Genomic DNA, 19590 nt, shown 5'->3' with positions numbered 1-19590 from the left:
ACGATGAGTTTCTTCGACGCAATCCTGCTCGGTATCCTGCAAGGACTCACAGAGTTCTTGCCAGTCTCGTCGAGTGCGCACCTGCGCATCGCGAGCGAGCTTCTCGGTATTGGCGATGCTGGCGCAGCGTTTACCGCGATCACACAAATTGGTACTGAAGCAGCGGTCATTGTGTTCTTCTGGCGCGACATCGTTCGCATCATTGGCAGCTGGTGGAAGTCGCTGTTTGGCAAACTTCCACGCAAGAACCCTGACGCGCTGATGGGTTGGTGGATCATCCTTGGATCGTTCCCCATCGTGCTTCTCGGGCTTGTCTTTGAAGACGCCATCGATACGACTCTGCGCTCGCTGTGGTTTACCGCAACGATGCTGATTGTTTTCGGTGTGTTGCTCGGCTTTGCTGATCGCTTCAGCCCAAAGACGCGTCCGCTTGAGAAGCTCACCTGGCAGCACGGTCTTGCGTATGGCTGCGCGCAGGCGCTCGCCCTGATTCCTGGCGTCTCACGTTCGGGTGGCACGATTACCGCTGGCTTGCTCATGGGATACAAGCGTGAGGCTGCAGCACGGTATTCATTCCTGCTTGCAATTCCCGCGGTGCTTGGTTCGGGCTTCTATAAGCTTCTCAAAGAGGTCAAAGAACCAACAGCAGGTGTGCCAATGTCGCTCACTCTCGTAGCAACGGTCATTGCTTTCGTCATCGCGATCTTCGTTATCAAGTTCTTCATGGGATACATTTCGAAGAAGAGCTTCATGCCATTTGTGATCTACCGCATTGCGCTTGGAATCCTCGTCTTTATCCTTCTGGGTACTGGGGTTCTCGCCGCTGATGGCGGTGCCACCGTGAGCGCTGCCACCGCACTTGCAACGAACGGAGTTGGTTAATGCGTACCTGGACTCGACCAGAGATTCCTGATCTTCCTGGTGAAGGCATCACACCGAAACTGTTCAATACCGCAACTGGGCGACTCGAATACCCAGCAATTCAAGATGGCAAGGCCTCGCTGTATGTGTGCGGAATCACTCCGTACGATGCGACCCACCTTGGCCACGCCTTTACCTACGTGACGTTCGACATCATGCAGCGCGCTTGGCTCGACGCTGGCATTGAGGCCGTCTACGCGCAGAACATTACAGACGTCGATGATCCGCTTCTTGAGCGTGCGAACGCCACCGGCGTTGACTGGCGCGAGCTTGCGGATGACCAGATCGGACTCTACCGGTCAGACATGTTCCGTCTTGGAATGATTCCTCCCGCCCACTATGTGGCCGTGACCGAGCAGATCGATGAGATCGCGGACGCAGTTGCGGCGCTCATTGAGCGAGGCTTTGCATATACGGTGCCTACCGCAGATTCCATTGCCGGTGATGACATCTACTTTGACATTCAGGGTGCTCAGGCGCACTCGCAGTGGCGGCTCGGAGACGTTGCTCCGTACGATCGTGACACGATGGCAAAGTTCAGTGCTGAGCGTGGGGGAGATCCTGACCGTTACGCGAAGCGTGATGCGCTTGATCCGCTTCTCTGGCGTGCTGCACGCGCCGGGGAGCCAAGTTGGGAAACCGCAGTTGGTGCTGGTCGTCCAGGCTGGCACATTGAGTGTTCAGTGATTGCAACGGGCGCACTCGGCGGTACGTTCACTGTTCAGGGTGGTGGCGAAGATCTTGTGTTCCCACACCACGAGTTCACTGCGGCGCACGCCACTTCGCTGACAGACACGCCCCTCGCGCATTTGTACAGCCACGCCGGCCTTGTGGCCTATCGCGGCCATAAGATGTCGAAGTCGCGTGGCAACCTTGTCTTCGTTTCAAAGCTCCTTGATGCTGGAGCAGATCCAGGCTCGATCCGTCTCGGCCTTCTCGCGCATCATTACCGCTCTGAGTGGGAGTGGGAAGATGCCGACCTTGAGCGCGCAGATCGCCGCTTGCAGGCCTGGCGCGATGGGCTTGTGCGAGCGTGCGCAGAGCCGTTGTCGTCGGCAGCAGTCGTGCAGCAGCTGCGTACGGCGATCGCAAATGATCTTGATACTCCGGTCATGCTTGCCACGCTCGACGCAGCGCTCGATCGTGGTGTGGACGACCCTGGGCTCCTTGCGAACGCAGTGCTCGCACTGCTTGGAGTTGCCTTGTAGGTCACTCGCGAAGCTCTGAGACTTCACGCAGAACTCACGAAATTGCCGCCCACACGATCTTCATTCGTGTGGGCGGCAATTTCGTGAGCGGTGGTGAACCGCTAGTCCCGTGGAGTGCTCCCATCGTCGGGTGCCTCGAGGTCGCCATCTGGGTCGATGGGAAGCTCAACATCAGTGATGAGTTCGGTGATTTCTGCGCTGGGGCTGTGCTGTTCCGAGCCTAAGAAACGCTCAAACTCAAGTGCGAGTGCATCGCCCGCGCCATCCGCGGCATGCAGTTCATCTCGTGCCTCTTCGAGGCGTGAGATATACCGTGACATCTCTTCATCGATGCTTGCAATGTTGTTGATGTTGTTCTCCCAATCAGTTGCCTGATCGAGGAGATCGCCGCGAGGGATGAAGATATCGAGAATCTCCTCGAGCTTGTCAAGCAGAGCAAGTGTCGCCTTGGGTGAGGGAGCGCTGTGCACGTAGTGGGGAACCTGTGCCCACAGTGCAACTGATGGAACGTCAACAGCATTGAGAGCGAGATCGACCGTGGTGAGGACACCGGCTGGGCCCTCGTAGGTCGCTTTCTCTGCCTCGAGAGCCTCGCGAAGCGCAGGATCTTCGCTACTCAAAGTGGTGACGATCGGCCTGGTGTGGGGCGCATCTGCGAAGAGTGCGCCAAGGAAGACAACGACGTCGATGTCCCAGACGTCAACCAGAGTGACGATCTCTTCTGCAAATGCCGTCCAGTCGCGTGTGGGCTCAACCCCTGAAAGCACATACAGATCGGTGACGGCAGTGCCGTCGAGCCGAGTTACGCGATCTGCAGCAACAACCTCGACAGCGTCTTCTGAATCGGGGAGAACTTCGGTCTCTGTGAATTCTGCGAGCCCGGCCAACTGCTCGAGCTCCGGACGCCGCACAGGGCCCCAGAGCTTCGTGTCTGGCCAGGTAATCACGCGATTGCCAGCTTCGTCACGACTGACTCGTGGTCGGTTGAGTTGCAGGTCGCAGTAGTGCTCGCCGGAAATGGTGTGGATGACTTCATTCCCGAGCATTTCCGTCAGATGGGCGACGGCTTCAGTCGTCGCATCACCGGCATTGCTCCACCCTTGGAACGCCGCAATCATGATGCGTGCGTTTTCTCCGGATGCGGAGCGAATACTCACGAAGAATCTCCTTCACAGGTTGGGCGCAAAGTAAATTTTGGCCTGAGAGCCGCAATGCGCTGGCAGACCACCAGAGTACCTGAGATTGGCCGGTAGACTGGGGTGAATGAACGCCCATCACAATTCGCCTGTTGGCGGTACCAGCTCGTTGCCTGCAGCGACGCTGTGGGACATGGACGGCACAATCATCGACTCGGAGCCATTGTGGCTGCGAGTGGAGCTCGAAATGCTTGCTCGATTTGGCATCGAGATGCCCGTGGAATTGCCGGATCAGCTTGTTGGTACCGGTCTGCGTGACGCGGCGCGCCGTTTCCAGGAACTGGGTGTGCCGCTTTCCATCGATGCAATTGTCGACGAGTGGGCCGACGGTGTTGTCGCTGGCATGCAAGCGGAGCCAGCAGTGTGGCGACCCGGTGCTCGGGAATTGCTGAGTGCCCTTGGAGTTTCAGGGGTGCCTGCGGCGCTCGTCACCATGTCGGTGAGGCGGATCGCTGACGCCGTCGTGGAAATGTTGCCTCCTGGTACGTTCTCCGCCGTGATCGCGGGCGACGAAGTGCAACACGAGAAGCCACACCCCGAGCCATATTTGCTCGGCGCTCAGGCACTCAATGTCGACATCGTTGAGTGTGTAGCGTTCGAAGATTCGCGCACGGGAATCCGCTCGGCAGCTGCATCAGGTGCGGTCACGATCGGCCTGCCGAACATGGTGTCGCTTGCCGATACGCCAGCTCATGTGATCTGGGAGACCGGACTCAGCGGGCGCGATGTCGAGGCAGTCGCCAATACTTTTACCCTGTACCGATCCGCGCTCTCGCAGGATCGGGACGAACAATTCACTTCCACCATCGAGGAGACATCATGACCGATCAGCCCAACGCGACTGACGCGGCTTCGCAGACTGCGGGTTCCCCCGCACTTCGCGGCCCGTTTGTGTACGGCGACCGTGTCCAGCTCACCGGCCCGAAGGGTCGCATGAACACCTTCACCCTTGAAGTAGGTGGAGAGTTCCAGAGCCACCGAGGCACGCTCCCGCACGCAAAGATTGTCGGCCAGCCCGACGCGTCAGTCGTGACGAATTCTTCGGGTGAGGAGTACTTGTTGCTCCGTCCGTTGCTCTCTGACTTTGTCATGTCGATGCCGCGCGGTGCCGCGATTGTGTACCCCAAAGATGCCGCGCAGATCCTTTCGCTCGCGGATATCTTCCCTGGCGCGAACGTCGTTGAAGCGGGCGTTGGTTCTGGCGCTCTCTCGCTCCACCTCCTGCGTGGAATTGGCGCGACAGGCACCCTGCGTTCGTTCGAGCGCCGTGACGAATTCGCTGAGATTGCTCGGGCAAATGTGCGTGCGTTCACCGGTGAAGACCCAGAGAACTGGTCAGTCACGGTCGGTGACCTGCAAGATGAACTCCCGAACGCAGTGGCTCCGGGTTCAGTAGACCGCGTCGTCCTTGACATGCTTGCACCCTGGGAGTGCGTTGGAATTGCGGCAGACGCCCTCGCTCCTGGCGGCGTCATTATTTGCTACGTTGCGACCGTTACCCAGCTTTCGCGCACTGTCGAGGAAATGCGTCGTTCCGGCCTGTACACGCACCCGCAGGCCTCGGAAACGATGGTTCGCGGTTGGCACGTCGAAGGTCTTGCCGTGCGCCCTGATCACCGCATGGTGGCACACACCGGCTTCCTGGTCACCGCTCGCCGTCTGGCTCCGAATACCGTTGTCCCAGACCTCAAGCGCCGGGCATCAAAGAGCGACTTCACTGACGCAGACCTCGCGAACTGGTTGCCGGACATGGGGGACGCAACATCTGAGGAGACCTGGACTCCCGAGGCTGTGGGTGAGCGCGTGAAGAGTGACAAGATTCTTCGAAAGAAGGCTCGCGAGGCTCAGAAGGTCGCTGACCAGCGCGTGGATCGCGCAGAAGACTAAATCCTGAGTGCACATGGGGCGGCGAGCTTGCAGGAAGCTACGCCCTGTGTGGCACTAGGATGACAATCATCCCGATCGTTTCGATCTGTACCATCGAGAGGTTTCTCCATGCTTCGTCGCATTGTTCCGGCCACCGCCGCGGCCGCCCTTCTGGTCGCAGGCCTGACCGGCTGCACCACAGCAAATACCGCTGAGGCAAACTGCAAGCCGTTGCTGACCGCTGGGTCCTCAAGCAATTCGGTCAACGTGCAGGGTGGGCTGGGCGAGGCGCTATCGGTAAGCCTTGACTACCCCCAGGCGGATCTGCTCACGCAGCGTACGATTGTCAACAAGGCAAAAGACCGCAGCGACGTCATTGAAGAAGGCGACATTGCCACGGTCAACATGGCCGTCATCGATGGGGGCACCGGGCAGGTTATTTATGACAGCCAGGCCCAGTCTGGTGCAGGCTCGAAGCAGCTCGTCTCAGTTACAGAGGCGCAGGCATCGCCGTTCTCAGAAGGAATCCGTTGTGCCGTTCCAGGTGATCGTGTAGTCGTCACGCTCAGTGCGCAGACTGCGACGCAATACGGAATGACCATGGGTACGCCCGCGATCGCTGTGATCGACGTGCTTGGCGTGTATGGCCCGAAGGCTGAGGGACGTACAAAGGGGCTGCCAAACGGCTACCCGGCAGTTGTCACGAATGAGAATGGTCAGCCGGGCATCGTTTTGCCGCCGACGAAGGCGCCAACGGGAACGAAGTCGGCAACTCGCATTGTCGGTGAGGGTCCAGTTGTGAAGGACACTGACATCGTCCAGGTAAACGCTATGGGCGTGAACTGGGCAGATCAGTCAGTGTTTGTGAACACCTGGGACTCCGGAATGACCGCTCCACTCGGTGCTGACCAGGGTGCAGATCCGCTGCGTGCTGCACTGACCGGGCAGAAGGTCGGTTCGCAGGTCGTCGTCATGACTGACGTTGGCGGCCAGGCGCAGGTATTCATTATGGACATCGTCGCGGCAGGCTAACCTGCATGGCAGCAGTCGATTGGGAAGACCTTGACGACTGGGACGCGCTGTTCGGGCCGCTGAAACGTAACCGGCCTGAACAGCGCCTCTTCAATCTTGTGCTCGCGCTTTTGTCGAGCGAGCGTGGTCTGACAAAGCAAGAAGTTTTCGAGCGCGTCGATGGTTACGACGTCTCACCTGCTGACGGAGAGACCCGCAAGCAGCGGATCGCGGCCCTTGAACGTCAATTTGAGCGTGACAAGGTGAAGCTGCGTGACATCGGTGTCCCGCTTGAGGTGATTGACTCACCTGCAGATCCGGGAAACAACCAACTGCTCCGCTATCGAGTTTCGAAGCGTGACCTGCAGGTCCCGAAGGGATTGGAATTTTCCGATCGGGAGCTGACGCTTCTTCGCCTTGCGGCACTCTCGTGGCGAAGGGGGAGTCTCGATACCGTCAGCCGGCGAGCCACGGTCAAGGTTGAGGCTCTGCGGGCGCCGGACGCCGCCCTTCATGGACACGTTGTACCGAGGTTTGGGCTTACCGAACCTGCAGCTCCCGCCCTGCTTGCTGCGATAGATGCTGGCGAGGCTGTGCGTTTCGGGTACCGCATTATCGATCGATCCACACCCCTTGCGCGCCATGTTGCGCCGCTGGCCATTCATCGCTTTGAAGGCAGGTGGCACCTCCTTGCGTTTGACCTCGAGCGCAATGCGCCTCGAGTATTCTTGCTGTCGCGCATTACTGATGCGGTGCGTTCGACGAAGAAACCGTACGCACGTGAGCTACGGGACCTCGTGCCTGCGCAAATTGCTGACCTTGAGAGCTTCCAACGTGTGCAGCGGGCCGAGGTCGCTGCGAAGACCGGGACGTATGCCGCAAGTCAACTGCGCATGCGAGGTTCCGCAGAGCTTGCAGCTGACGGACAGTACGAGCGGTTTGCATTCGGCACTATTGACTATGCGGAGCTTGCTTTGGAGCTCGCAGCGTTTGGCACTGATGTGATGATTCTCGCACCTGATAGCTTGCGAGAACGAGTTGCAGAAGCGCTCTCGCAACTTGCGGAGCTGCACGCGGGAGAGGTAACGACGACGCTTGGGGGGTCTTCTCAGCAGCAGCGCTCTGCGGTCGCGCGACGTGCGCCGTTGGCCATGGAAGACGCTGTTTTGCTGTTGCTTGCGCTCGTGCCGTTTTTGCGTGAGAGCGGGCCGGTTTCGCTGACTGAACTCAGCGAGCGGTTTGAAGTCGAAGAGTCACGGCTGTTTGACCTCATTCGCTTTCTCGGTACTGCGGGCATTCCGGGGGAGTCGTTGGCTTATCAGCATGATGATCTCTTTGACATCGACTGGGACGCATTACGCGATGGCACGGTGAGCCTGTCTCACACCGTCGCAATCGATGACGCACCTCGTCTGAGTGGTGTCGAATTGTCGTCGCTGCTGCTGGGACTTGAAGCACTCGTGCCGGTGCTGCCCGCAGCGGATCAGCAACTCGCACATTCGTTACGCGACAAACTCGCGGTGGTCGGAAGCGCCGACGGAAATGCGGCGATCTCAGCCGCTGATGTACCGACCGATCCACGTATTGGCGAACTTGCGCACGCAATTGAGCAGCGTGAGGCGGTGGCTTTCCGCTATGTCAGCCGCACCGGTGAGTCGTCTGAACGGATCGTCGACCCATTCGTGCTTCTTGAGGTCGATGACGCTTGGTATCTGCGTGGTTGGTGTCGCGAGCGCTCGGGCGAACGGATGTTTCTGGTCGCGGGGATTGCGGATCTGCATCCAGCTGGTCCCGTCGATGAAACTCATCTGATGAGTCATGAGCGCGAGGTTGCTGCATCCGATACCGTCGTTGCGAAACTGCCTGAGCGGCTACTGTCACGGATTGACGGGTTCACGCCGACAGTCATCGAGCGGCTTGCAACGGGCGAGGTACGTGTGCAGCTCGTGAGCTGGCATGCCGAGACCGCTGTACGCCTCGTGCAACGCGCACTGGGTGAGATCGAGGTCGAACTGCCTGTGGTGGCCCGTTCTGCTGTGCACGAATGGGCGGCGCAGGCCGCCCGCCGGCATTCAGAATGGGAACCTGCGTCGGCACCGCAGTTTGATTGAACAGAGCTGGGATAAGCTGAGAATCATGGCAAAAGAGGCGAAGAATCCGCAACGCAAGATCGGGCGGATGAGTCTTGGTGCGCACCTCGTTGAGCTGCGTAACCGCTTGATCATTTCCGCGATCGCAATTGCGGTGGGTCTCGTTGCAGGCTGGATCTTTTCAGACTGGGTCTGGATGATGCTGCGAAAACCAATCGAGGACCTGAAGGTCGACGGCCGTACAGCGTTGATTCAGTACACCGACGTGACGAGTGGTTTCGACACGAAGGTGCAGATCGCTCTCTTCATCGCCGTCATTATTGCGTCTCCGGTGTGGCTCTACCAGGTTTGGGCCTTCCTTGCCCCCGGTCTCACCCGCCGTGAGAAATTCTATGGTGTTGGCTTCTTGGGAACTGCTGTCCCACTTTTCCTCGCGGGCATCTATGCCGGATGGATGGTCTTGCCGAACATCGTTCGACTGATGTCGACGTTCCAGCCGACTGAGGACGCCTTCTTTATCAACGCGCGAACCTATCTTGAGTTCACGGTGAAACTGCTGCTTGCAGTTGGGGTCGGTTTCGTCATGCCAGTCTTGCTGGTGCTGTTGAACTTCCTTGGTGTCGTTCGCGGCAAGTCGATCCTGAAGAGTTGGCGTATCGCAGTTCTCATCATCATCTTGTTCGCGGCGATCACAACTCCCGCAGCGGACTTGATGAGCATGTTCCTTCTCGCAGTGCCAATCACCGTGCTGTTCTTCCTCGCGACAGGCGTCGCGATCCTGCATGACCGACGTGTCGACAAACGTCGTGCAAAAGAGTTTGCTGAGTACGACTTGGATGGCGTCGGTGACGTCTCCGAAACCCCTGAGGAGTCCAAGTAGTTATGACCGAGGCCGGTTCTGAGATGACCACGCATCCAGCCCTTGATCACTTTGAATCGCGCCTTGCGTATCCGCTGGATCGGTTTCAGCGGACTGCCTGTGAACGGCTCGAAGACGGCAAGAGCGTGCTTGTTGCCGCCCCGACTGGCTCTGGTAAGACGACGGTGGCCGAGTTCGCGGTGTATCTTGCTCGGCGCGAGCGGGACCAGCGGATCTTCTACACCGCACCCATTAAGGCCCTCTCGAATCAGAAGTTTCACGAGTTGTGCGAAACCTATGGTGAAGACGAGGTTGGTCTTCTTACCGGTGATGTGAATCTCCGCGGCGATGCGCCCATCGTGGTCATGACGACCGAGGTGCTTCGCAACATGATTTACGCGGAGTCTGCTGGACTTGACGGGCTTGGCTTCGTCGTCCTTGACGAGGTGCATTACCTCGGCGATAGGTTCCGTGGCGCAGTTTGGGAAGAAATCATTCTGCATTTGCCGCCTGAAACACGCTTGGTATCTTTGTCCGCGACCGTATCGAACGCTGAAGAATTCGGTGATTGGATGCACGCGGTACGTGGTGACACTGACGTGATTCTGTCAGAGCATCGGCCCGTTCCTCTCTACCAGCACGTGCTCACGTCGCGCGAGCTTCTGCCGTTGTTCGTGAACAAGGAGGGGGAGACGACGACCGGAGGGCGTGTGAACCCGGAGCTTCGACAGCTGGCCGGGAGTCCACGTCCGAGTAGTGGTGGAAGAAATGGACGGGATCGTCGCGAACGTGAGCGGTCCCGTGGCCGGGCCCCTGTGCGTCGTTCCCGTAGAATCTCACGTGCCGACATTGCTCGCTCACTCGAAGAGGCACGGTTGCTTCCTGCGATCGTCTTCATCTTTAGCCGTAACGGGTGTGACCAGGCGGTCAAACAGTGCCTGTTCGAAGGGATGAGCCTCACCACCCGTGAAGAGCGGAGCGAGATTCGCAAGGTGGCAGATCGAGTCGTCCATGACCTTTCTGCAGAGGATCGTCGGGTGCTTGGTGTTCGCGAATGGATTGCCGGTCTTGAGCGTGGAATTGCAGCGCATCACGCAGGCTTGCTTCCAGCATTTAAGTCTGCGGTGGAGGAGTTGTTCCAGCGACGCCTCGTCAAGATCGTCTTCGCGACAGAAACGCTTGCCCTTGGCATCAACATGCCTGCCAGAGCGGTCGCAATTGAGCGCCTCGACAAATTCAACGGCGAGCAGCGAGTCCCGCTCACCTCGGGAGAGTTTACGCAGCTCACTGGTCGTGCGGGACGACGCGGTATCGACGTTGAGGGTCACGCGGTCGTGGTCTGGCAAGACGGGTTGAACGTCGAAGATCTTTCCCAGCTCGCTGGAGCTCGATCATTCCCGGTCAAATCGAGTTTCAGGCCGACGCCAAATATGGCGGTAAACCTTCTCGATCGTCTGACGGTTGAACAGGCACAAGACACCCTCGAATTGTCTTTCGCACAGTTTCAGGCCGACCGTGCTGTCGTTGATCAAGCACGAGACCTCCAAGCTGAGCAGCGTTCGCTCGCTGGCTACGAGCGTGCGGCTGAGAAGGCACAGGGCTCCGATAAAAAGCGCTGGGAAGATCGCGCGCGCAAGCTTCGCCGCAAGATCGAGCGCGGGCGAAGGCAAGTCACGAACAAGACCGGAACAATCGCCAGAACGTTCGGCAGAGTGGTTGATGAGTTACTCGAGCTCGACTACCTAGAGAAGGTGCGGGAGAACGGCAAGTCTGAGATTGTCGTTACCGGCTGGGGCGAAATGCTTCGCCGCATTTACGGAGAGCGTGATCTCCTCGTCGCACAGTGCATCCGATCTGGTCTCTTTGATCCGCTCGACGCTGCGGGGCTCGCAGCAATGTGCTGCACACTCAGTTATGAGCCTCGGCGCGATGACGAAGATTCACCTCGACTTCCTGGCGGATCATTCCACGCGGTACTTGATCGTGTACTGGATGAGTGGGTGTATCTCGACGACCTTGCAGAGCGATATCGGCTGCCGCAGACGACGATGCCGCACGCGGGTCTCGCGATGGCGATGCACAACTGGGCAGGCGGGGCGACGTTTGAGCACGTGCTCGAGCAGAGCGGCATCGGAGCTGGCGATTTTGTGCGCTGGTCGAAGCAGACCATCGATCTCCTCGACCAGGTTGCGCAAGCCTGTTCGCACGCCGCGCAGTTTACAGGCGCGCCAGAATCACTCGCTGAGCTGTCCAATCGCGCACGTGACGCGAAGCGCCTGGTAAAGCGTGGAATTGTCGCGGCTTCGAGTACAAGTTGATGGTCTTTCAGCGTGCTGCAGGCCAGCCAACGCGACTAGCTTGGTACATTTCGCTGCCGGCTGCCGCTCTCGGTGGGGTGTTGTTTGACCTTGCAAGCCCGAGTGTGGCTGCCTGGCCCCTTGCACTCCCTGGAATCGCGCTCATGCTGGCTTCGTGGTGGCAACAGCGCGTCGGGGTAGCTCTGCTTGCAGGCCTCGTAGGAGGTGCCTCCTACTGGTTTCTGCATATCTCATGGCTCACGCTGTACCTCGGGCCGCTGCCTTGGATCGGGCTTGCTGGTGTGATGACCGTTTGGATGGTGTTGCTCGGTTTTGTGGTTGCGCTTGCAACCCGTGGTCTTGCGCGGCTTGCGGAGTTACGCCCAGGATTCGTCACTTGGCTCGCGCCTGCACAGGCAATCACCGTTGCGGGATTATGGGTGCTGCGAGAGCAGGGGCAGATCACCCTCCCCTATGGTGGTTTTGCTTGGGGCCGCGCGTTGTTCCCATTTGCCGAGTCGCCCTGGAACAGCCTGGTCTCGTGGGTTGGATTTGCAGGCATGAGCGCACTTATTGTGCTCGTTGCTGCCGCAGTCGTTGCGGTCGTTTGGCCGAGAAACTCAGAGATTCGGATCTCATCACGGCACCGTGTTACTGCGATTTCCGCGATGACCATTGTGGTGATCGCTGCGACGTTCCTTCCGCCGTTTCACCTGCCAACGACAAGTACGTTGCGGGTTGCCGCGGTGCAGGGCAACGCGAAGGCAGCCATTTTTGACAATCGTGAGGCTGGTGCGGTTTTTCGGGATCACGTTACTGGAACGGAAGAACTACTCGCAGAGCTCGAGTCTCGCAATGAATCGGTAGATCTCATCGTGTGGCCTGAGAATTCCGCAGAGTTTGATTTGCCAGGCAAACCCCTTCGTGAGATTGAGGTTGCGCAGTTGTCTGCTCGTGCAAATGCCCCAATCGTTGTCGGAACAATCCTGCAGGACTTCACACCGGAGTCGCCAGACGGGGTGTACTCGAACAGCGTCGTCGTTGTGGATCGCTTTGGCGTGACAGACGAGCGCTATGACAAGCGTTTTCCGGTGCCCTTCGCCGAATACATGCCAAATCGAGAGTTCTTCCGAATGCTCGCTCCAGATCTCGTTGATCTCGTGCAACTTGAATACACGCCCGGAGAGCGTTCGCCTGTGCTACAGGCAGAAACCACGCGGGGCGTCGTTCAGCTTGGCGCCGCGATCTGTTTTGACATGGTGATCGACGACCAAGCTCGGGTCATGAATGCAGACGAGGCCCAGCTCATTCTTGGGCCGACAAATAACGCAGACTTTGGTCACACTGACCAAAGTGCGCAGCAGCTCTCGATTGCACGATTACGCGCAATCGAGAGCGGTCGCGCACTGGTAAACATCTCTACGGTTGGGACGAGCGCTATCGTCATGCCAGATGGCACGTCGATAGCCGCGCTCACGCCGTTCACGCGCGACGCGATGGTGGCTGAAGTTCCGCTCGTTGAGGGAACAACGCCAGGCATCCTGCTTGGGCCGTGGTTTGCGGCTGGCTGGATGCTGATTGGTGTCGTTGGGTTCGCGGTTGGGGCTATTGCTTCTTACGTGAACCGCGGCGAGCGCGCAAAATCTTGAGCCGTTCCTCGAGAACTTCCTCAAGTTCTTCGCGGGTGCGCCGTTCGATGAGCATGTCCCACGGTGTGCGCTGTGTGGATTCCTTGCCTTCAAACTCTGCGCGTGCCGCTTGGCCAGCTTCGTCGTCGAGGAACCCGAGTTCGCCGCTTCGCTGATCGATCCATTCAGCAGGAGGCTCTGCGTCTGCATCAAAGACGACCTTGAATCGGGCGCCCTTGTCTGTGAGGTATTCAACAGTTTTGCGTGGGGCGAGTTCTACGCCCTGCTCATTCTGCATACTTGTCGCGCCAATACGTGCTCCGCGCAGTGTACGATCGGCCATCTTTGGACCTCCATGTCGAGGGCGACTCCTCCTGGCTTCTTCATCGTCGCCCACCTACGTGCAGGCTATCGGTCATCGCGTCGCGGCGGTAGTGGGAATGTTTCTTCCACTACGCTAGGCGAGTACGTATGCACAGTTCTCGAAGGAGCATCGCAGATGACTGAATCCGCTCAGCCCACCGTTCTTGAGTCGGGCAGCCTCGCTGGCCGTCGTGCACTGGTCACGGGGTCATCCCGTGGCGTTGGTGCAGACACGATCCGTTACTTTGCAGAAGCAGGTGCGGACGTTGTCGTGAACTTCCGCAACAAGGCTCCTCGCGCCGAGAAGCTCGCTGCACAGCTGCAGGAGCTCGGTGTTCGTGCGCTTGTACAAGGCGCAGATCTCACTGATTCTGACTCTGTAAACGGCATGATGGCCGCGGTGAAGGAAGAACTTGGCGGTCTCGACATCTTGGTCTTGAACGCTTCGGGTGGTATGGAAAGCGGGATGGCGGAGGATTACGCCCTCCAGCTCAACCGTGACGCGCAGCTGCGTGTGCTCGATGCCGCCCTGCCACTGCTCAGTGATGGAGCGCGCGTCGTGTTCGTCACAAGCCATCAGGCCCACTTCATCCGTACGACACCGACGATGCCGGAATATGTTCCAGTTGCAGAGTCGAAGCGTGCAGGCGAAGACGCGTTGCGTGCGCGAATCCCCGAGCTTGAGGCACGTGGGATTGGGTTCGTCGTCGTCTCAGGCGACATGATCGAGGGCACCGTTACGGCAACGCTGCTGAATCGTCTGAACCCCGGTGCGATTGAAGAGCGTCGTGAGCAGGCTGGCAAGCTCTACAACGTGGCTGAGTTTGCTGCCGAGGTAGCACGGGCCGCAGTTGATCCCGTTCCTGCAGATAACACTCGCCTCGTTGGTGACACCGCAAGTTTCAATGGCGAGGGCTGATTCGGCTCGCTAAGCGAGAGCGGCGGTTGCTTCCTGTGGGAAGCGGCCGCCGCTTTTTGTTTGTGTGTGGAGCGCTGTCAAATTCTCACACGGCGGGTTTGCACAGGGGAAGCGCGCATCACTGTGCAGAACTGCAAACGCGTTGCGAGCACTGATCCGCGAGACTACTGGAAACGGGCCACTTCGGCCCTGGCAACGTTGCCATCTGGCTTGTAGAGCTGTGTGGCGACTGTCGCACAGTCTCGATATTTCAAGGGCGAAACATGCAGAGTGAATCTCGCTACGACAAGCCAGTCTCGCCGGCAACCTCAGCCGGTCAGGTGGTCAGCAGTCAACCAAAACTCCGACCGCGACACGTCACCATGATTACGCTTGGCGGCATCATTGGCGCCGCCTTGTTTGTTGGTTCAGGCAATGTGATCCGTAGCGTCGGACCAGCCGCGATCATCTCGTACCTTATTGGTGGCCTGCTGGTGTTCCTGGCAATGCGCATGCTGGGTGAAATGGCCGCCGCCAGACCTGCGACTGGCTCATTCATGGAATATGCCCGTGTCGGGCTTGGTGGTTGGGCAGCCTATCTTGTCGGCTGGCTGTACTGGTACTTCTGGGTTGGCGTGCTCGCCTATGAAGCCGTGCTCAGTGGAGAAACTCTGCACACGTGGTTCCCGGTACTTCCGTCATGGGCATGGGGCATCGGCATGCTGGTCCTGTTTATTGGCGTGAACATGGTGTCAGTACGTGCGTTTGGTGAGGTTGAGTTCTGGCTCGCCAGCATCAAGGTCATCGCGATCGTTGTCTTCCTCGGCGCTGGCGTACTCTTCGTGCTTGGCCTCTGGCCGGAGTCACACTTCTCCGTACCGAACCTGTGGGAGCATGGCGGTTTCGCTCCGAACGGGATTGGCATCGCGCTCACGGGAGTTTCACTCGTCATCTTCTCGTACTTTGGAACAGAGATTGCGGTCATGGCGGCCGCTGAATCCGAGGATCCTGGGAAGGGAATTCGCCAAGCCACAAGCACGGTCATTTGGCGAATCTTGCTGTTCTTTGTTGGCGGTGTCCTCATCGTCACGATGGTGATTCCCTGGAATGAGCTGCCGGCACCGACAAGTGTTGCGAATGCGCCATTCACACTCGTATTCGAACGCTTCGGTCTGCCCTTTGCGACTGAGATTATGCAGCTCATCATTTTCACCGCGGTGATCTCGGTGCTGAACTCTGGCCTGTACTCGGCATCTCGTATGTTCGCAGCGCTCGCTGAGCAGGGCTATGCACCAAAGGTAATCGCGCGAAAGAATCGTCGCGGTGTACCGGTTTTCGCGCTCATCGCATCGACCATTGGCGGCATTATTGCCACGCTGGTGAACTTCTTCGCACCTGACTCAGGCGTCTTTGAGTTCATCATGAATTCGGCAGGTCTCGTCGCCCTCTTCGTTTACGTACTCATTGCGCTGACGCAGATGCGGCTGCGCCAACAGATGAGCCCAGACGAGGTGGGCAAACTCAAGATCAAGGTGTGGCTGCACCCCTGGCTCAACATCCTGTTGATCGCGGCCATTGCCGCCATTGTCGTTGTGATGATGACCACAGAGAGTGGTCGCACCCAGGTGTTTACGAGCCTCGCAGCGACGCTCGTGCTGGTGATTTTCTGGCCACTCGTGCGAAAGAATCTCGCAAAGCGTCGTATCGCGGGACCTGGTCTGCAGACCATCGTCACGACGCAGGCGACAAGCTCGGTGACTGAGCGCTAACACCTGCGAACGACGAACGCCCCGGATTGCCGCAGGGGCGTTCGTCGTTCCCGGGTTCCACGCCGTATTCTTGCAAGGTGAAGTGTGACCTTATCGATCAGCTGCGACAGGACCTTGATAGCGCGGACTACTGGGCAGAAGCCGTCATGAACGAGCTCGGCGTCGCCGCAGACGCCGCGCGTCAACGCGGAGTGTTCGCCCCAGCGCTTCGGGTGTTGGCTGAGCGTGCTGCAACTGCGGGGGAGCACACCTCGCTGAGTACGCTCATTGAAGTATTCTTGCTCGGTCAGACAGTTGAACTGGCTCGTCTCGATCACGCCTTCCCAAAGCTCACGGTTGCAGGAGCAGTAGAACTCGGATTGCTGACAGAGACTGACAGCGAGACGGTTGATAGCGCACACCCGCGACGACTACGTGCGGCGCTTTCACTTAACCCAGTACAGGTTGAGGACTCGCGCAGCGATGATCCGCGTGATTGGCGCATCATCTCCGACCTTGACGATCAGCTCCGGCGCGGTCCGGCGCGGTCTGATCACGTTATGGGTATCGGTGGTGCGACCCGCTCTTTGATTTCGCAAGCGCCAAGTGGTGACGTCGCGTCTGCCCTTGATTTGGGGACTGGCTGCGGAATCGTTGCCATGCACCTCGCACTGCGCGGCCCAGTTGTCGCAACAGATATCTCAGCGCGTGCACTCATGATCGCCCGAGCGAACGCGCGTCTCAACGAAATTGAGAACATCGAATTCCGGCAGGGAGATCTCTTCGAGCCAGTTGCGGGGGAGTGCTTCGAACTCGTTCTCTCGAATCCGCCATTCGTTATCACGCCACGCGACGAAACCGCACCCATCTACGAGTACCGCGACGGCGGAATGACGGGAGACGCGCTTGCCGAGCGTGTCGTGCGGGAAAGCCCGGCGCACTTGATGCCTGGGGGAACGCTGATCTGCCTCGCGAACTGGGAATCGCCGTGGGGGATGAACGGACTTGGACGTGTGCAGACCTGGATCGAAGGCGCTCATGCAAGCCACGGGGCACTTGCCGCATGGGTGATCGAGCGCGATCGTGTTGAGCCAGCGCAGTATGCGGAAACGTGGGCTCGCGACGGTGGAGCCCGCCCCGGGTCAGCGGAATTTGAGCAACTGATGGCTGGCTGGCTCGACGATTTCGCCAGACGTCGGATCGCTGCAATCGGGCTAGGATCGATCCGCATTCGACGAGAACTGCCCCCTGCGCGGGAACTCATCGTGCATGTTGAGCAGGTCGCAGGGCCGTATGGTGGTCCGCGTACCGGAGAGCTGCTTGCGAGTGCATTTGCCAACGGTGTGCTTGCCGAGCGGATGACAGACACTGAAGTGCTGGCTGCACATTGGCTGTGCTCGCGTGACGTTGTTGAAGAACGAGAGCACACTCCCGGTCAGGAGTCGCCACGCGCCCTCGCGCTCGCTATTGATCGTCCGCTCGCACGTCGAGTGAGCGCGGATCCGCTCATCGCTGCTGCGGTCGGCGCGTGTGACGGCGATCTGAGCCTGGCTCAGATTGCGGATGCGCTCGCAACGATCCTTGAGGTCGACGCTGACGCGGCAGCAGAAGCCCTCGTGGCTGCGGCGCGCGAACTTGCGTGGCTGGGAATGCTTGCACCCTCGAACAAGGGATGACTGCCTGCCGGGTAGACTGGAAACGTGATGAGAACGATTGATCTGCGGGGGCGCGAGCTCACCCGTGCCGACCTCCTCAAGCTCGTCCCGCGTGCTGCCCTCGGCGCAGAGGTCGCGGTAGAACGAGTACGCCCCCTTGTGCAAGACGTCGCTGACCGCGGCGAAGGGGCACTGCGCGACCAAGCGCGCGACTTCGACGGTGTTGAAGGACACCTGCTTCGAGTGCCGGCGGCTGCGGTACAGGAGTCACTTGCTGACTGCCCACCAGAGGTCGAGTCGGCCTTGCGTGAACTCATTACTCGACTGCGTCAGGGTTCAGCCGCACAGGTGCCCGCTGAACAGGTGACTCGCATCGCTGATGGCGCAACAATTACGCAGCGTTGGCAGCCGGTCTCACGTGTCGGACTCTATGCGCCAGGCGGAAAAGCAGCTTACCCGTCTTCGGTTATTATGAACGCCGTTTCTGCGCAGACTGCGGGTGTGCCCGAGCTTGCACTCGCGTCACCAGCGCAGCGTGACAACAACGGACTTCCGCACCCCGCAGTGCTGTGGGCTGCTGCACTGTGTGGGGTAACTGAGGTGTACGCGATCGGTGGCGCTGGCGCGATCGCTGCTTTTGCGCATGGTGTGTCCAGCATTGACCTGCAGCCCGTCGACGTGGTGACGGGCCCTGGAAATGTATTTGTTGCTGCTGCAAAGCGCGTGGTGAGCGGGCTTGTCGGCATTGATTCTGAAGCCGGCACCACTGAGATCCTCGTTCTTGCCGATTCGAGCGCGGATCCCCGTTTTGTTGCTGCCGACCTGATTAGTCAGGCTGAGCACGACGAGGCAGCGGCGTCAGTGCTTGTGACTGATTCTGAAGATTTCGCACAACGTGTCATCGCAGAGGTTGCTGCACGTGCAGGAGAAACACGTCATGCAGAACGCGTCGCGGTTGCTCTGAACGGCCCACAGTCAGCTATCGTGCTCGTCGATGATATGAACATGGGAGCACGCGTGAGTAACGCGTACGGCCCCGAGCACCTTGAGATTCAGACCCGTGATGATGCTGCGGTCCTCGCGCAGATTACCGATGCTGGAGCAATTTTCGTCGGGAGCTACACTCCGGTGAGCTTGGGGGACTACCTCGCTGGCTCCAACCACGTGCTTCCAACCGGCGGTACCGCGCGTTTCGCGTCAGGTCTTGGAGCGCACACATTCCTGCGACCGCAGCAGATCATTACGTATGATCGCAACGCGCTCGCAGAGGTTGAGTCGCCGCTTCTTGCTCTCGCTGGCGCTGAAGGGTTGCCCGCGCACGGCGAGGCCGTGTCAGCACGTTTTGAAGAGGCGATCTGATGCATTGCCCGTTCTGCCGCCACCCTGATTCCCGCGTGATCGATTCACGCACCGCCGATGACGGCATGTCGATCCGTCGTCGCCGTCAGTGCCCCGAGTGTGGTCGCCGTTTTACCACGACCGAGACAGCGAGTTTGACGGTCATCAAGCGCTCAGGCGTTGTTGAACCTTTCAGTCGCGAAAAGGTCGTGAGCGGCGTGCGAAAGGCCTGCCAGGGTCGCCCAGTCACCGATGCGGATCTGGCTGTGCTTGCGCAGCGCGTCGAAGAATCGGTGCGCTCGTCTGGTGTCGCTCAGTTTGAAGCGAATGAAATCGGGCTCGCAATCCTGCCGCACCTTCGGGAGCTTGATGAGGTCGCGTACCTTCGCTTTGCGAGCGTCTATCAAGCGTTCGAATCGCTCGCTGATTTTGAAAGCGCGATTGATGATTTGCGCTCAGCTGTCACGACAAAGAGCTCCGGCTCAGAATCCACCAAGGAGTAATTCCGGCAT

General features: G+C 59.1%; 16 protein-coding genes. 14 read left to right on the top strand and 2 right to left on the bottom strand.

Annotated elements, in window-relative coordinates:
• The first annotated feature begins 3 nt into the window (after positions 1 to 3).
• On the top strand, positions 4 to 882 hold the full coding sequence (locus FW756_RS04580; protein ID WP_446428986.1) for an undecaprenyl-diphosphate phosphatase: 879 nt from the start codon (positions 4 to 6) through the stop codon (positions 880 to 882).
• Complete coding sequence (gene mshC, locus FW756_RS04575; protein WP_446428985.1) at positions 882 to 2129, top strand: cysteine--1-D-myo-inosityl 2-amino-2-deoxy-alpha-D-glucopyranoside ligase; 1248 nt, start codon at positions 882 to 884, stop codon at positions 2127 to 2129. The genes FW756_RS04580 and mshC overlap by 1 nt, the downstream gene beginning before the upstream one ends.
• 101 nt (positions 2130 to 2230) lie before the next feature.
• Here the strand turns inward: mshC and FW756_RS04570 are convergent, their stop codons facing one another.
• On the bottom strand, positions 2231 to 3286 hold the full coding sequence (locus tag FW756_RS04570) for a PAC2 family protein (protein ID WP_446428984.1): 1056 nt from the start codon (positions 3284 to 3286) through the stop codon (positions 2231 to 2233).
• 106 nt (positions 3287 to 3392) lie between these two features.
• Here FW756_RS04570 and FW756_RS04565 point away from each other — a divergent pair, with 106 nt between their 5' ends.
• The 7 genes from FW756_RS04565 (at position 3393) to lnt (ending at position 13097) form a co-directional block, all read left to right on the top strand.
• Positions 3393 to 4148 (top strand): HAD family hydrolase, encoded by a 756-nt coding sequence (locus FW756_RS04565; RefSeq protein WP_446428983.1) that lies wholly within the window; start codon positions 3393 to 3395, stop codon positions 4146 to 4148.
• Positions 4145 to 5212: a tRNA (adenine-N1)-methyltransferase gene (locus FW756_RS04560; protein ID WP_446428982.1), complete on the top strand. Its 1068-nt coding sequence runs from the start codon at positions 4145 to 4147 to the stop codon at positions 5210 to 5212. Before FW756_RS04565 ends, FW756_RS04560 begins: the two co-directional genes overlap by 4 nt.
• Before the next feature lie 108 nt (positions 5213 to 5320).
• On the top strand, positions 5321 to 6223 hold the full coding sequence (locus FW756_RS04555) for a peptidylprolyl isomerase (RefSeq protein ID WP_446428981.1): 903 nt from the start codon (positions 5321 to 5323) through the stop codon (positions 6221 to 6223).
• Between the two features lie 5 nt (positions 6224 to 6228).
• Positions 6229 to 8313 carry a helix-turn-helix transcriptional regulator gene (locus tag FW756_RS04550; protein WP_446428980.1) on the top strand — a complete coding sequence of 695 codons (2085 nt, stop codon included), beginning with the start codon at positions 6229 to 6231 and terminating at the stop codon, positions 8311 to 8313.
• 25 nt (positions 8314 to 8338) lie between these two features.
• Positions 8339 to 9172, top strand: a complete 834-nt coding sequence (gene tatC / locus FW756_RS04545) for a twin-arginine translocase subunit TatC (protein WP_446428979.1) — start codon at positions 8339 to 8341, stop codon at positions 9170 to 9172.
• A 2-nt stretch (positions 9173 to 9174) separates the two neighbouring features.
• Positions 9175 to 11469 (top strand): DEAD/DEAH box helicase, encoded by a 2295-nt coding sequence (locus FW756_RS04540; RefSeq protein ID WP_446428978.1) that lies wholly within the window; start codon positions 9175 to 9177, stop codon positions 11467 to 11469.
• On the top strand, positions 11469 to 13097 hold the full coding sequence (gene lnt, locus FW756_RS04535; protein ID WP_446428977.1) for an apolipoprotein N-acyltransferase: 1629 nt from the start codon (positions 11469 to 11471) through the stop codon (positions 13095 to 13097). The genes FW756_RS04540 and lnt overlap by 1 nt, the downstream gene beginning before the upstream one ends.
• Here lnt and FW756_RS04530 read toward each other — a convergent pair.
• Positions 13054 to 13419, bottom strand: coding sequence for an RNA polymerase-binding protein RbpA (locus FW756_RS04530; RefSeq protein ID WP_446428976.1), 366 nt, complete (start codon positions 13417 to 13419; stop codon positions 13054 to 13056). The two genes, lnt and FW756_RS04530, sit on opposite strands and share 44 nt — an antisense overlap.
• Before the next feature lie 156 nt (positions 13420 to 13575).
• Here FW756_RS04530 and FW756_RS04525 point away from each other — a divergent pair, with 156 nt between their 5' ends.
• From FW756_RS04525 to nrdR, 5 genes are all read left to right on the top strand, one after another.
• Positions 13576 to 14358, top strand: a complete 783-nt coding sequence (locus tag FW756_RS04525) for an SDR family oxidoreductase (protein ID WP_446428975.1) — start codon at positions 13576 to 13578, stop codon at positions 14356 to 14358.
• Positions 14359 to 14621: 263 nt separating this feature from the next.
• Complete coding sequence (locus tag FW756_RS04520; RefSeq protein WP_446428974.1) at positions 14622 to 16106, top strand: amino acid permease; 1485 nt, start codon at positions 14622 to 14624, stop codon at positions 16104 to 16106.
• Between the two features lie 77 nt (positions 16107 to 16183).
• Entirely contained in the window at positions 16184 to 17761 is a 1578-nt protein-coding gene (locus FW756_RS04515; protein ID WP_446428973.1) for a class I SAM-dependent methyltransferase, read from the top strand.
• Between the two features lie 27 nt (positions 17762 to 17788).
• Complete coding sequence (gene hisD / locus FW756_RS04510; protein ID WP_446429213.1) at positions 17789 to 19099, top strand: histidinol dehydrogenase; 1311 nt, start codon at positions 17789 to 17791, stop codon at positions 19097 to 19099.
• The gene (gene nrdR, locus FW756_RS04505) at positions 19099 to 19581 is read left to right on the top strand and encodes a transcriptional regulator NrdR (RefSeq protein WP_446428972.1); all 483 of its coding nucleotides are present in this window, start codon (positions 19099 to 19101) and stop codon (positions 19579 to 19581) included. Before hisD ends, nrdR begins: the two co-directional genes overlap by 1 nt.
• Positions 19582 to 19590: the final 9 nt, after the last annotated feature.

Source organism: Leucobacter sp. 1207-22 (assembly GCF_052850455.1).
The sequence above is the reverse complement of the archived record's forward strand: the minus strand, read 5'-3'. Positions and strand labels throughout refer to the sequence as shown.